10 protein-coding genes are annotated in these 14098 nt (G+C 48.2%); 6 read left to right on the forward strand and 4 right to left on the reverse strand.

Annotated features, from left to right (window positions below):
• Nucleotides 1–237 precede the first annotated feature (237 nt).
• Entirely contained in the window at nucleotides 238–1953 is a 1716-nt protein-coding gene (locus ACMHKJ_RS16545; RefSeq protein WP_413495622.1) for an ABC transporter ATP-binding protein, read from the forward strand.
• Nucleotides 1943–3598, forward strand: coding sequence for an ATP-binding cassette domain-containing protein (locus tag ACMHKJ_RS16550; RefSeq protein ID WP_413495624.1), 1656 nt, complete (start codon nucleotides 1943–1945; stop codon nucleotides 3596–3598). The genes ACMHKJ_RS16545 and ACMHKJ_RS16550 overlap by 11 nt, the downstream gene beginning before the upstream one ends.
• 20 nt (nucleotides 3599–3618) lie before the next feature.
• On the opposite strand, the gene yiiM is transcribed toward ACMHKJ_RS16550, so the two are convergent.
• Both yiiM and sodA read right to left on the reverse strand, forming a co-directional pair.
• A complete protein-coding gene (yiiM, locus tag ACMHKJ_RS16555) occupies nucleotides 3619–4308 on the reverse strand; it encodes a 6-hydroxyaminopurine reductase (protein ID WP_413495626.1) in 690 nt (229 codons plus the stop codon).
• Nucleotides 4309–4411: 103 nt separating this feature from the next.
• The gene (gene sodA / locus ACMHKJ_RS16560; protein ID WP_067425807.1) at nucleotides 4412–5032 is read right to left on the reverse strand and encodes a superoxide dismutase [Mn]; all 621 of its coding nucleotides are present in this window, start codon (nucleotides 5030–5032) and stop codon (nucleotides 4412–4414) included.
• A 369-nt stretch (nucleotides 5033–5401) separates the two neighbouring features.
• On the opposite strand from sodA, the gene acs reads away from it, so the two are divergent.
• The 4 genes from acs to ACMHKJ_RS16580 all read left to right on the forward strand — a co-directional run bounded on the left by acs (nucleotide 5402) and on the right by ACMHKJ_RS16580 (nucleotide 10221).
• Entirely contained in the window at nucleotides 5402–7357 is a 1956-nt protein-coding gene (gene acs, locus ACMHKJ_RS16565) for an acetate--CoA ligase (protein ID WP_413495628.1), read from the forward strand.
• A gap of 144 nt (nucleotides 7358–7501) precedes the next feature.
• Nucleotides 7502–7813, forward strand: coding sequence for a DUF485 domain-containing protein (locus ACMHKJ_RS16570; protein ID WP_413495630.1), 312 nt, complete (start codon nucleotides 7502–7504; stop codon nucleotides 7811–7813).
• The gene (locus ACMHKJ_RS16575) at nucleotides 7810–9459 is read left to right on the forward strand and encodes a cation acetate symporter (protein WP_413495632.1); all 1650 of its coding nucleotides are present in this window, start codon (nucleotides 7810–7812) and stop codon (nucleotides 9457–9459) included. The genes ACMHKJ_RS16570 and ACMHKJ_RS16575 overlap by 4 nt, the downstream gene beginning before the upstream one ends.
• Before the next feature lie 192 nt (nucleotides 9460–9651).
• Nucleotides 9652–10221: a hypothetical protein gene (locus ACMHKJ_RS16580; RefSeq protein WP_413495634.1), complete on the forward strand. Its 570-nt coding sequence runs from the start codon at nucleotides 9652–9654 to the stop codon at nucleotides 10219–10221.
• Between the two features lie 295 nt (nucleotides 10222–10516).
• Here ACMHKJ_RS16580 and ACMHKJ_RS16585 read toward each other — a convergent pair whose 3' ends face one another.
• Together ACMHKJ_RS16585 and ACMHKJ_RS16590 are read right to left on the reverse strand one after the other, a co-directional pair.
• Entirely contained in the window at nucleotides 10517–11575 is a 1059-nt protein-coding gene (locus ACMHKJ_RS16585) for a fimbrial protein (RefSeq protein ID WP_413495636.1), read from the reverse strand.
• Nucleotides 11572–14085, reverse strand: coding sequence for a fimbria/pilus outer membrane usher protein (locus ACMHKJ_RS16590; RefSeq protein ID WP_413495639.1), 2514 nt, complete (start codon nucleotides 14083–14085; stop codon nucleotides 11572–11574). The genes ACMHKJ_RS16585 and ACMHKJ_RS16590 overlap by 4 nt, the downstream gene beginning before the upstream one ends.
• Between the last annotated feature and the right edge of the window lie 13 nt (nucleotides 14086–14098).

Consider the following 14098-nt stretch of genomic DNA (forward strand, 5'->3'; position numbering starts at 1 on the left):
CACCCGCTGTAATTATTGCAGCGGGCAGAGATAATTACACATTACAGAGCCGGTTTAAAGCGGGGACACACGGTATTACACACTCTTACAACTCTCCCCTGAGTGACTTGCGAAAATACCGTTTCAATTGCTGAGGCTGTCCGTAAACCGAAAGAAATAGCCGCGCAGACGAAAGGATTTCCGCTGGTGATATAACCGGCACTCCGATACTCTCCGCAGAGAACTGCGGAGAACATTATGTATCACGATCTGCGGGCGCTGTTGCGCCCTTTTCACTCTTTACTTGTTACGGCACTTATCTTTCAGGGTATTGCCGGTATTGCATCATTACTTCCCTGGCTGGCGCTTCATCAGTGGGTCAGCTTTTATCCGGACAGCTATAACGGTTGGCTGGCTGTCGCTGCTGCGGGCGGCGTGGTCTGGCTGGCAGCTCAGACACTGGCATTTCATATCACCCATATCATGGATGCCCGGTGCAGTCACGGTCTTCGCCTGCAGCTCTCAGATAAGATGCGCAATCTGCCGCTTAACTGGTTTGTGCAGCAGGGTCGCGCCGGTGTGGAGCACTATGTTCAGCAGGATATCAATGCTTTACATCAGCTGGTGGCACACGCGCCGGCTGACCTTGTTCGTCTGATCCTGGTTCCGTTACTGGCGGCACTGCTGTTGCTGATGATTAATCCTCTTCTTCTGGTTTTATCACTCCTGCCGCCAATCGGTGCATTTTTATGTTTCCGGCTTATGCGCTCAGACCGCTACCGTGACATTTTTTCTCAGCGCGACAGCTCGTTACGCACCTTATTTGAAGATTACCGCACCCTTGCCGAAAATCCGCTTGTTGCGCAGCAATTTCCCGGACGCGGAATTTTGCGCAAAACAGAACTGGCACTGCTGCATTTCACCTCGGTTTTTCACCATTGGGTCACCAAAATCGGGCGTCCCGGTGCGATGGCGCAGGTGTTTCTCAGCTCTGTATTACTGACCGGCTGGCTGCTGCTGTGTACTGTGCTGATCGGGCAGACATTGTCCCCTGCTGACCTGGTGCTGTTTATTTTGTTGCTGCGCAATATTGCCGAACCGGTAACCGCCATGGGGCATGGTGCTGATGCATTACAGGCGGCGTTATCTGCGTCCGCGCGTATCCGTCAGTTACTGGCACACCCACAGATGCAGTACGGAGAGAGGCAATATGACGGCAACGCGCCCTTACCGGAGGCGGTGCCGCTGACAGTGCAGAATCTGACCCTGTACCCGGACCGGGAAGAAAACAGTCTGCCGATCCTCAATAATGTCAGCCTGACGGTGGCGGCGGGTGAATGCATTGCCATTGTCGGCCCGTCTGGTGCCGGGAAAAGCTCTCTGCTGCGTCTGATTGCGCGGTTTATGGACCCGTCCGGCGGTATGATCACCCTGGCGGGACAGCCGCTGTCCGTCTGGTCGCGGCACGGACTGAATCAGCTGGTGACTGTCGTGATGCAAAACAGTGAACCGCTGCCCGGCACCCTGCGCGATAACCTGATGCTGTTTAATCCGCAGGCATCTCCTCAGCAGGTGCGGCAAGCGGTGGCAGCCGCCCGTTTTGACAGTGTGATTGCCGCGCAGGAGAAAGGGATGGATGCGGTAACCGGACAGGATGTTCACCTTTCCGGTGGCGAGGCACAGCGGCTGGCAATTGCACGGGCGCTGATTGCGCAAAGTCCTCTGCTGCTGGCAGATGAACCCACATCGGCACTGGATCCGGATAATGCCGTACATATTTTTGCTGCACTGACCGGTGGTACAGGCACCCGGGTGATTGTCACGCATGATCTTGTGCTGGCACGCCAGGCGGATCGGCTGGTGTTTATGGCGGAGGGCTCTGTTGCGGCAACCGGCACACATGATGAGTTGCTGGCGCAATGCCCGGCTTACCGGAACTTTGCGCGGCAGCAGGAGATTCCCCATGAAGGCTAATCCACTGATAAATATTGTTTTTTCCATGAAAGGCACAGTGCTTCTGATGATACTGAGTGCCGTACTGGACGGAATTTGCGGATTATTGCTGATCCCGGTGATCCTGACCTGGCAGCATGATCCGGCTCCGGCGCTGTGGCAACTGGGGATCGCGACAGTTATTACTCTGCTGGTACAGTATATCGCTCTGCAACGCGGATTTTTTGCCGGAAGCAACCTGATGCACCGGCTGACGAAAGCGCTGGTCAGTCATATTCCCCGCCGTTTATCACGTGATAATCATGCGCAAGGACTCTTGTCAGGTGCGGTTATGCAGGCGATGGGCATTCCTGCGCATCTGCTTGCGCCTCTGGTCGGCACCATAGTAATGCCGCTGACGATTATCACCGGTTTACTGTTTTATCATCCGGGTCTGGCAGCTCTGTTTGCCGCAACGGCGCTGATCCTCATTGCTGCATTACGTTTGAGTGCGGTGCGCCTGAACCGGGCTGAAACGCAGCTTATCAGTGCGCGGACAGATGCTGCGCAGGCGCTGGGTGATTTTGCCCGTCATCAGGCGTTATTGCGCAAAAGCGAACAGCTGAGTGATACCGCACAGCAGCTTGAACAGACTTTGTCTGCGCAACAACAATCACAGGTACAGGTTTTGCGTCGCAGTCTGCCGTACCATCTGCTGTTCAGTCTGTTGATCCAGCTGCTGTTTATCGTGGTTCTGGTGTGGGGCGCGTTACAGGTTTCCGGTGGTACGGTGGCACTGAGTGGCTGGCTGGCGGTGATGGTATTAATTGCCCGGTTTATTGAGCCGCTGCATCAGCTTTCTCATATTGACCAGGCACTACGCCAGGCGGGAGCGGCACTGAATGCGATCAACCGGGAACTCAGCGGGAAAACCCGCCACTCCCCGGAACAGAGCCGTGGTCCCTCTTCACTGACTATTACGGCAGACAATCTGAGCCTGGTATCAGAAGAGGGCAAACAGCTGCTGCACAATGTCTCTTTTGTCTGTCCGGAAAACCGGCTGACGGTTATTACCGGATCATCAGGTGCAGGTAAAACCACATTACTGCATCTGCTGGCACGAACCGCTGATCCGCAAAGCGGCGTGGTGAATTACGGTGACATGCCGGTGACCATGCTGTCTGAAACCGCGCTGGCATCTGTTCGTCAGTTAGTCACTCAATCTTCGCACCTGTTGCGCGGCACACTGCGCTGGTCATTGCTTCAGGGCGCCACACAACCGGATGATAATGCGGTGATTGCGCAACTGTACGCACTAGGTCTGACTATCACAGCCGCTCAGCTGGATGAGGATACCGGGGAGCAGGGGGATCGTTTCTCCGGCGGGCAGAAACAGCGTCTGTGTCTTGCAAGAGCCTTACTGGCGCAGCCTTCCGTGCTGCTGCTGGATGAACCGACAGCAAGTCTGGATGTATTAAGCCGTAAACGTGTGATTGATACACTGACGGAATGGGCGGGAATACGGATTATAGTTACCCACAGCCCGGAGCTGGCGCGCCGTGCTGATCATGTCATTGTGATGGCTGAAGGGCAGATTTGTGCGCAGGGGTCACCGGCAGATGTGGCGGCACAATCTGACTGGTTTGCCCGTTTTTGTACTGGGCAGACAGAAAATAGTGGAAATTGATCGGCAACAGATGCGCTTTCTCAGCCGGACGGTCCGGCAAAACCAAGTAACCGGCGGTTAAAATCTTCAATTTTCCCGGTCGCCAGGCGGCGCTGCATCGTCAGTGTCCAACTGGCGGATAAACCGGGCGCATGCAGCAGATGGCGGTATTCTGTTTCATCAAACGGCAGATGAAACGCGATAGCTACCGCCTCTCTGACAGAAACAGCACTGGTGCGGGTCAGCAGGCTTAGCGGCTTCTGGCTACTCACATCCCCTTTCCCGATAACCCGGTACAGCCAGCCGGTGCGACCGGTATCCTGCATGACCTGTGCAAAATCAGTAACATCTGTCAGCGGATTCAGTTTGTAGCACGGCGAACGCGGCTGTGTGACCTGAATAAAGGCGCTGCCCCACTGATAAATATCACCGATGAATACGGTTTCTTCAGTCATACCCACTGTGGATATATTTTCACCGAAAAAGGGTGCGACAAAGCGCTCTTCAATCTCCGGATACATCATTTTCCAGTAGTCGTAATGCTCACGCGGATAATGGCACAATGCGCGATCAGGTCCGCCGTGAAAGGCTTTTTCTGCCTGTTCATCACCGGCAAGCCCGGTTGAGTCCAGTGCAATAATACCGTCTGTCTGACGTTTTTCGATGGCGCTGCGTCCGCAACGGGCTGTTTCTCTGATGGTGCCGGTAAAAACTAAAGGTGTATATGCCATGCCGCCTCCGTATTCAGTAAGGCAGTTATCATAATCGAAAGCGGGGAAGAAAAATATGTGCCGGCGGACGCCGGCACACAGAAACAATAATTATCAGCAGGACTTATTTTGCAGAGGCAAAACGGGCGGCTGCTTCGTCCCAGTTAACGACAGACCAGAAGGCTTTAATGTAGTCAGGACGGCGGTTCTGGAATTTCAGATAGTAAGCGTGTTCCCACACATCCAGACCCACAATCGGGTAACCGGATGTACCGGAAATAGCTTCACCCATCAGCGGGCTGTCCTGGTTTGCCGTGGATACCACCGCCAGTTTGCCGTCTTTCAGTACCAGCCATGCCCAGCCGGAGCCGAAACGGGTTGCAGCTGCTTTTTCAAACTCAGCCTGAAACGCGTCGATGCTGCCGAAATCGCGTTCAATAGCGGCTTTCAGGTCGCCCTGTAGCATTGTGCCGGTTTTCAGACCTTTCCAGAACATGCTGTGGTTTGAATGACCACCGGCGTTATTACGGATAAAGGTGCGCTTGTCCGCAGGGAATTTATCGAGTTGCGTGATCAGGTCATCAATATCAAGACCGGTCATGTCAGGGAATGCTTCGAGTGCGGTATTGGTGTTATTCACATACGTCTGATGATGTTTGGTATGGTGAATTTCCATTGTCATTTTGTCGAAATGAGGCTCTAACGCGTCGTAAGCATACGGTAATGCAGGTAATACATAGCTCATAATTATAACTCCAGTAATTGACCGAACCGTCCACATCATGTGTGAACAAGAGGAACAGTATAATGGATCAGATGGTAATGAAAATGATTATCAAACCCGCGTGATCTGTACGGGCTCTTTTAATTCGTTAGTTTACTGTCGTATATTAGTTAAAACTGTTGATAAACTTTAACATTATAATGTTAAAAACCAAGTCTGTATTACTGTCTGATATTTTGTACCGGTACAGGTTTCCGCATCAAATGATAACGCTGCAAGTCTCAGTCCGTTTAATTCGTGATCTTTCGCGCAAAAAAGAAACAAAAGTGAATAGGCAACTTTATTTAACGTGAATTTGACATAGCATTAACAATTGAGAGGAGACTCACCATGACAAAAATAATGAAATATCCTGTACCCGAAGAAATTGAAAAAAATGCGCTCATCAATCATCAGCAGTATCTGGAAGAGTATCAGCGGTCAGTTCAGGACCCTGACGGCTTCTGGCGTGAGAAGGGGCAGGTTGTTGACTGGATAAAACCCTATACACGGGTTAAAAATACCTCCTTTGATCCGGGACATGTGAGTATTAAATGGTTTGAAGACGGCACACTGAATCTGAGTGTTAACTGTCTTGATCGCCATCTGGCGGAGCGGGGCGATAAAACCGCGATTATCTGGGAAGGAGACAACCCGGATGAATCCCGTTACATCACATACCGTGAGTTGCACCATGATGTCTGTCAGTTCGCCAATGTGCTGAAACAAAACGGAATCAGCAAAGGCGATGTGGTCGCGATTTATATGCCGATGGTGCCGGAGGCCGCTGTTGCAATGCTGGCTTGTGCGCGTATTGGTGCTGTGCACTCCGTTATTTTTGCCGGATTCTCGCCGGAAGCTGTTTCCGGACGGGTGATTGATTCCGGGGCAAAAATGGTGATCACCGCTGATGAAGGTCTGCGTGCCGGGCGGACGATACCACTTAAGCAAAATGTCGATGACGGGCTGAAAAACCCTGGTGTGACGACTGTAGGTAATGTCATTGTTTTCCGTCGTACCGGTAATCCGGTGGAATGGAAAAAAGGTCGCGATATCTGGTGGCACGAGGCGATTGACGGGGTCAGTGCAGAGTGCCCGCCACAAGAGATGAATGCGGAAGATCCGCTTTTTATTCTTTATACCTCCGGGTCTACCGGCAAGCCGAAAGGGGTATTACATACCACGGGCGGTTATCTGGTTTATGCGACGCTGACATTTAAATATATCTTTGATTATCATGGTGATGAGGTCTTCTGGTGTACCGCCGATGTGGGCTGGGTCACCGGACATACTTACCTGGTTTACGGACCGCTTTCCAACGGGGCTAAAACCGTGATGTTCGAAGGTGTGCCGAACTATCCGAAAGTGAACCGGATGTGCCAGATTGTTGATAAACATCAGATTAATATTCTGTATACCGCTCCGACCGCTATCCGCGCCCTGATGGCGGAAGGTATTAAAGCGATCGAGGGTACATCCCGCAAATCACTGCGCATTATGGGCTCTGTAGGCGAGCCGATTAACCCGGAAGCCTGGGAGTGGTATTACAAAACCATCGGCGACAGCCGCTGCCCGATAGTCGATACCTGGTGGCAGACTGAAACCGGTGCCTGCATGATAGGCGCAATGCCCGGTGCAATTGAACTCAAACCCGGTTCAGCAACTGTGCCGTTTTTTGGTGTTCAGCCCGCGCTGGTGGATAACCAGGGCGAAATTCTCACTGGTGAAACGGAAGGAAACCTGGTGATTCTTGATTCCTGGCCGGGTCAGGCGCGGACACTGTTTGGTGATCATGAGCGGTTTGAACAAACCTACTTCTCTGCGTTTAAGGGAATGTATTTTGCCGGTGACGGTACGCGCCGCGATGAAGATGGTTATTACTGGATAACCGGGCGTGTCGATGATGTGCTGAATATCTCCGGTCACCGTCTGGGAACCGCAGAAGTGGAATCCGCGCTGGTTTCACACCCGAAAATTGCCGAGGCCGCTGTTGTCGGGGTTCCCCACAATATCAAAGGGCAGGCAATTTATGCCTATGTCACACTCAATCACGGCGAGGAGCCGACCCCGGAATTGTATGCTGAGGTGCGCAACTGGGTGCGTAAAGAAATCGGCCCGATTGCCACGCCGGATATCCTCCACTGGACAGACTCTCTGCCTAAAACGCGTTCCGGTAAAATCATGCGCCGTATCCTTCGTAAAATCGCCACCGGGGACACCGGTAACTTAGGCGATGTATCAACACTGGCCGACCCGGGCGTGGTCGAAAAACTGCTCGAAGAAAAGCAGGCCATCAAAATGAGTTAGTACAATACCCAACGTCATTCAGGATGCAGGCGGGCGGGGTGAAGCCAACGAACCTGCAGTTTGAATGAATAAGGGTATATAACCTCTGTCAGTGCTGTTCAATGCGGCACTGACACAACTCACAATAAAAGAGGAGTATCCTCAATGAGTGAATCCATTTATTTAAAGGTGGAGAATAACCCTCGCTTTCAGGAACTGATCAGAAAGCGCAGTCGTTTCTCATGGACGCTGTCCATCATTACTCTCGTACTGTATGTCAGTTTTATTATTCTGATTGCGTTTGATCCGCAATGGCTGGGTACGCCAATTAGTGAAGGTTTGACTATCACCCGCGGAATACCGGTAGGGGTCGGGCTGATTATCAGCGCCTTTGTTCTGACAGGAATTTATACGGTCCGGGCAAATGGTGAATTTGATCGCCTGACAGCCGAAATTTTAAATGAGGTGAAGTCATGACCAAGAGAATGTCTGCTCTGCTGGCTTCACTTCCGTTTCTCAGCTATGCCGATGCGATAAGCGGGCCGGTTGAACGCCAGCCTGTTAACTATCAGGCAATTATGATGTTTGTGGCGTTTGTCGGCCTGACACTCTACATCACTTACTGGGCATCAAAACGTACCAGTTCACGGGCGGATTATTACACCGCAGGCGGGAAAATTACCGGGTTTCAGAATGCGCTGGCTATCGCCGGTGACTTTATGTCTGCGGCCTCTTTCCTCGGGATCTCTGCGCTGGTCTATACATCCGGCTATGACGGATTGATTTACTCTATCGGCTTTCTGATAGGCTGGCCGATAATCCTGTTTCTGATCGCAGAGCGGCTGCGTAACCTCGGGCGGTATACGTTTGCGGATGTGGTGTCTTACCGTCTGAAAGCACGCCCAATCCGGGTGCTGTCTGCCAGCGGCTCTCTGGTGGTGGTGGCGCTTTATCTGATTGCGCAGATGGTGGGCGCGGGTAAGTTGATTGAGCTGCTGTTCGGGCTGGATTACATCATTGCTGTTGTTCTTGTCGGGATACTGATGGTGTTCTATGTCCTGTTCGGCGGCATGCTGGCAACGACATGGGTACAAATCATCAAAGCCGTTCTGTTGCTTGCCGGTGCCAGTTTTATGGCGCTGATGGTAATGAAAGCCGTTGATTTCAATTTTAACACCTTGTTTAAAGATGCCGTGGCGGTACATAAGAACGGGTTGGCGATTATGAGCCCGGGCGGATTGGTCTCTGATCCTATTTCGGCACTTTCTCTCGGACTGGCACTGATGTTCGGAACCGCCGGGTTGCCGCATATTATCATGCGTTTCTTCACGGTAAGTGATGCCAAAGAGGCACGTAAAAGTGTGTTTTACGCCACCGGGTTTATCGGTTACTTCTATATTCTGACCTTTATTATCGGCTTCGGGGCTATTTTGCTGGTCAGCCCGAACCCTGCATTTAAAGATGCCGCAGGTGCGCTGATTGGCGGTACAAATATGGCGGCAGTGCATCTGGCGGATGCCGTCGGCGGAAACCTGTTCCTCGGCTTTATTTCAGCCGTCGCGTTTGCCACGATACTGGCTGTAGTCGCCGGGCTGACACTGGCGGGCGCTTCAGCGGTTTCCCATGATTTATATGCCTGTGCTATCAAAGATGGTAAAGCGAATGAACGAGATGAGCTGAAAGTCTCAAAAATCACGGTGGTTATTCTGGGGATAGTGGCTATCGGGCTGGGTATTTTGTTTGAAAAACAGAATATTGCCTTTATGGTTGGGCTGGCTTTCTCGATTGCCGCAAGCTGTAACTTCCCGATCATCCTGTTGTCCATGTACTGGAAACGCCTTACAACCCGTGGCGCACTGGCGGGTGGCTGGCTAGGATTATTAACTGCCGTGATTCTGATGATCCTGGGACCGACAATCTGGGTCGGCATTCTGGGTCATGAAAAAGCCATTTATCCGTATGAATATCCAGCTCTTTTTTCTATGACTGTTGCCTTTTTCGTCTCTTGGCTGGTCTCTGTAACTGATAATTCATTACAGGCGCAGGGAGAGCGAAGCCGCTTTGAAGCGCAGTTTATCCGCTCACAAATTGGTCTTGGTATCGAGCAGGGTAAGTCACACTGATAAACTATACTCGTCATACTTCAGGATGCCTGTCGGAGCTTGTCGCCTACAGGTATCCGGAATTATTTAGAGTATTATAGAGTGCGGTTTCCGGTCAGGGGATCGCATTTTTCTTTCCTCCTTTTACTTGTTTTATCCGGTTGTTAATGATTAACTGCGTTTCGCTTATTTATGTTACTTAAAAGTTAATTTATGCATCTGTTTTTTTCTGTTTTTCTGATTGTGATTATTGCACTGGCACCGGCGGTATTAACCGGCGGGCTGGGCGCAGAGTACAATGTTAAAATTGCGGTAATGGGCGCATTGTTACTGTTGGCAAATATGTATCTTTACCGCTATCGCTGGGGAAAAGTACTTGTCGGCGTACTGACATTATTGTGGGGATTGAATTTATCGGCATCTGCTTTTTTCCGCCGGGAGGCGGGAGCACAATATATTGCTGATCTTCCGGCTCTGCTCCGTCAGGAATATACATTGCCTGCCGGAGATGCACTGGCCGGCAATATCGGTATTACCAGCTTTTTTATTATTGTGTCAGTGGCTTATTTCGGTGTTGTTCATCTGTTAAGCAGCGTATTCCCCCGCCGTGTTATCCGTAATGCAGGGCTTTCGTTATTATTGTTGTCTTTTATTTTGCCGGTTGAATATTATGCGATGGAAAAAGATAAGACACCGGGTCTGACGGTATATGACCACTATCTGCTGGGCACTCCACTGTATAATCTCTCATCTGTTACCATGGCACGGCGCTGTAATGCCTGAATATACCCTTATTCATTCAAACTGCAGGTTTGTTGGCCGCACTCAGCCAGCCTGGTCACATACTAATGTATGCTCCCCGTCTGTCCTCCCTTGCCGCCTTCCTGCATCTTGAATGACGTTGGGTACATACCCTTATTCATTCAAACTGCAGGTTTGTTGGCCGCACTCAGCCAGCCTGGTCACATACTAATGTATGCTGCCCGTCTGTTCTCCCTTGCCGCCTGCCTGCATCTTGAATGACGTTGGATATAGATCTGACCTAATTGATAATGAGAGATTATTCAGTGTGCAGTGATTAGTCGAATTGCAAAACGAACTGTGCCGTTGCTTCTGCTTTCCCTGCTTTTATTGAATCGCCATAGCGATAATATTCAGCGATCAGAGGAACCCTGGTTCTTCCTTCCTGAAGATCAGCAATTTTAATAAATTCCTGATTAACCAGCATCTCGTCATTGTTCATCGGTGATTTTATGGTAAAGCCAATTCCGGCTGCATTATTACCCTGACCTTCATTATTAATTTTAATAACAGAGTCTTTACCATTATGACTTTCAGTATTAGTCGCAATTAATTTCATTTTCGCCGAAACATTATCGTTACATGAAATGAATAATTCATCTTCTGCAGTATATGTTCCGTCAGGAAAACCAACAGAAGAGAATGCACTGGTTGGTGCCCGTGGTAATGTAAATTCTAAATTTGAATTTTCCAGGTCACATGAGACAGGTGCGTTTTCAATCTTACCTTTCAGCCGGTAACTATACCCGACAGATGTCGTGCCTCCTCCGGGATTAAAGGCCTGAATTAAAACGGTTCCGATATATGCACCACCTGAAAGATCGAGGGTATCCGGATTATCTTTTGCCGCATAAATAATAACGGTTAAATTAAGCGGGAGCAGGGGGCCCTGCGGTACAGGAACATCAGCACCCGGGTTATTCTGAAAAGGGATACCTGTTTTGCTGTCGAGTAAAACATAAACAAAGTTACGAGCCCCGCCCCGATAAATATGGTAGGCAGGACGACCATCAATATCGCCATAAGGTTCAGCTGCAATACCGCTTCCTTCACTGTAGCTGGTATAGCCATGAACACCGGCATCCGATCCACATTCAGCAACGCCTCCTATCCCACCTTCCCGGACAAAAGTAAACCGGCCGACTTCCTGATGCTGTTTTATGCTCCCGGTCAGCTTGAGTGATATTAGTGAGGTCATGGTTGAGTGTTTCTGGTTACCTTTTGGAAGGCAATCCTGTAGAGCATAGGCATTATTCATAGTACCCAGCCCGGCCAGTGTAACCAGTAAGGTCAGTGCCAGATGTTTGGTTTTTTTCATTATATGATAGTGGCTCATAATACCTTCTGCTGACAATCCGAGGTCATAATATAAAGACCATTTGTCGGAATAGTATTGTTAATATTGTAATTCACCCGGCAGTGCTGTGTGACGCCGTTATATTTCCATTCAACAAAAATATCGCCTTTTTCTTTATTGGCAACAAAATAAAGTGAGCTGAAATTAGATACAAGATAGTCAGGTGATCCTTCCATGCTGGCTTTTGCGCCCAGTGGTATTTCAGTATTGTCTTTCGATGTGAGTTTTATTAATAATTTATATCCCTTCTTTGCATCAAAGTCTGCAAGAACTAATGCGCCTTTTGTCGGGACAATGTTATTAATAATATTGTTTTCAATCTCAACATTACCCGGTAGTGTCTGCGTATCTATCGTAATATTATTTTTCCTGTAAGGCGTCATACCGGAGACAATTGCCAGACCTGAGTTATTTGTTTTCAGTGAATGACCATTAACCACACCGATACCTGCGGCATCTTTTGTCAGTACCAGTGCATTAGTTTCCTGCAATGCAGGTGTTGCCAGAACACCATACTGTGTGGCAACCAGTGAACCGTTCATGCCATAACTGAGGTTTTTATTATCTTTACTGTATGAATAACCGGCATGAACAGTTGAATATTGTGAACGATATGAACTGCTTAATCCGCCTGAGTAATCGACACCCTTATTGCCATGACTTTGATAAATATCCCAGCTGCCTTGCTGTTTATCACCATAATTACCACTTATCCCAGCCGTTTGTAATGACTGTCGATCATTATCGACAGATGCGCTGTAATTTGCCCAGATAGGATAATCATTAACACTTAACGGAACGCTGAGGTTCATACTGATGTTATAGGTATTTTTATTATTATCGTGAGACTTCCCACCCTGATAATAGTTATAATAAATACCATAGTTTATTTTATTAAATGAGCTGTTAAATCCGGCATTGTACGATTTTTGTTTTTTCCCGTTTGTATATTCATAGATAACGGAGGAAATATTTAACGATGAATTTCCGGATAATATTGGTTGGTTCAGTGATAGCGTATATTCATTCTTTAGTTTATTATGGCTGTTGTTAGTATCCTGATATGCCATTGCATCATCAAAACGATAGAAGTTAGTATCAAAATGCCGGTAGCCAACCAATGATAGGCTGGTATTCGTTGCCTCGAGACGTTTTGAGTAGTTAACACGGAATGCATTACCACTGAATTTTTTATCATCCGTCATGGTTGTTTTTGCATGTAATATATCGGTCGTTATAGCACCAAAAACACCTAAATTAAATGCCGCTCCTATCCCGCCGGATTGGTAACGCGGGGCAACAAATGCACCACCGTAAAGTGTAATAAAATCGGTAAAACCATAAAAAACCTCTGCCTGATTGATGTATTTCCCGTCCCCATCATTGCGGCTGTCATATTTTCCGCTGGACAGGCTGTAGCGTATACTCCCTTTCCTTTCCAGGGTTGAGATTGACGAGAAAGGCACGATGAAATTCTTTTCACTACCGTCTGTTTCTGTAACATTAACGTAGAGATTCCCGCCATTGCTCATCGGGAAGTAGTTGGTCAGATTAAATGGTCCGGCGGGCACACTTTGTCTGAGGATTGTTTCACCATTTTGAACAATAGTGACAGTAGCTTCTGAGTTAGCTAAGCCGGAAATAGTAGGAACATAATTTGTTTTATTTGTTGGTTCCATTGTTCTGTCTGTTGTCAGACGAACCCCCCGGTATTTAACGGAGTCAAACAACTGTGATGAGGAGTATAAATCCCCGATAGTAAATTCACTTTTTATTTTATTAATATTTCGTGAAAGGGTATTGCTGATATTGTTCCATTTCTTCTTTCCATTGGTGTCATTCATCCAGGTTGAGTAATTCTTGTAGCGCCATGCTCCCATATTTACGCGGGTCCGGATGTTACCGTAATAGTTATCATCAGAGTTGCCATTATGCTGACGATTGAAAGCAGAAAATAAGTAATCAACAAATAATACAGGGATACCATTATCCCAGTTTTTTTCCTCAATCTGTGATAGTTTGTCTTTATTAATATAGGATTGAGGGACAGTCAGGGAATAAACTTTAGTATTGAGATCTAAATAGCCTTGTACAAATTCAATATTATTAATATTAAGGCAGTTGTCTGTATTTTTAATTTCATCAGGCAATACAGGAAACTCAATACCAAAATTATCCCAGTCTGCTTTTGAAAAACAGGGCGCCAGCTTTTCATTTCCGGTACTGTTTTTCATCAGAATAAAATCAATATCCTGATTGGATATCTTATTATTATTAATAAATAAGTTAACGTTATATTTTCCTGGTGCTACATCATTTTCTTTAAATACATTAAGTTCTTCATTAGTTAACTGAGATTCAGCACCGGCAATACTGAATAAACCAGGTGGGTAATAGTCACCGGCAATAACTGAACAGGATGTTCCTGCAATCAGGAATGACATCACAGACAATGATATGAAGTGGTTTTTATTATACGTATTTTTCATAGTAGTCATCATG

It is taken from the genome of Morganella psychrotolerans (genome assembly GCF_965118875.1).
In the GTDB taxonomy this organism is placed as follows: domain Bacteria; phylum Pseudomonadota; class Gammaproteobacteria; order Enterobacterales; family Enterobacteriaceae; genus Morganella; species Morganella psychrotolerans_C.

Bases quoted from the DNA above. Each gene is read 5' to 3' on its own strand.
- ACMHKJ_RS16545 (WP_413495622.1), top strand. From the start codon at position 238: ATGTATCACGATCTGCGGGCGCTGTTGCGCCCTTTTCACTCTTTACTT.
- ACMHKJ_RS16550 (WP_413495624.1), top strand. From the start codon at position 1,943: ATGAAGGCTAATCCACTGATAAATATTGTTTTTTCCATGAAAGGCACA.
- yiiM (WP_413495626.1), bottom strand. From the start codon at position 4,308: ATGGCATATACACCTTTAGTTTTTACCGGCACCATCAGAGAAACAGCC.
- sodA (WP_067425807.1), bottom strand. From the start codon at position 5,032: ATGAGCTATGTATTACCTGCATTACCGTATGCTTACGACGCGTTAGAG.
- acs (WP_413495628.1), top strand. From the start codon at position 5,402: ATGACAAAAATAATGAAATATCCTGTACCCGAAGAAATTGAAAAAAAT.
- ACMHKJ_RS16570 (WP_413495630.1), top strand. From the start codon at position 7,502: ATGAGTGAATCCATTTATTTAAAGGTGGAGAATAACCCTCGCTTTCAG.
- ACMHKJ_RS16575 (WP_413495632.1), top strand. From the start codon at position 7,810: ATGACCAAGAGAATGTCTGCTCTGCTGGCTTCACTTCCGTTTCTCAGC.
- ACMHKJ_RS16580 (WP_413495634.1), top strand. From the start codon at position 9,652: ATGCATCTGTTTTTTTCTGTTTTTCTGATTGTGATTATTGCACTGGCA.
- ACMHKJ_RS16585 (WP_413495636.1), bottom strand. From the start codon at position 11,575: ATGAGCCACTATCATATAATGAAAAAAACCAAACATCTGGCACTGACC.
- ACMHKJ_RS16590 (WP_413495639.1), bottom strand. From the start codon at position 14,085: ATGAAAAATACGTATAATAAAAACCACTTCATATCATTGTCTGTGATG.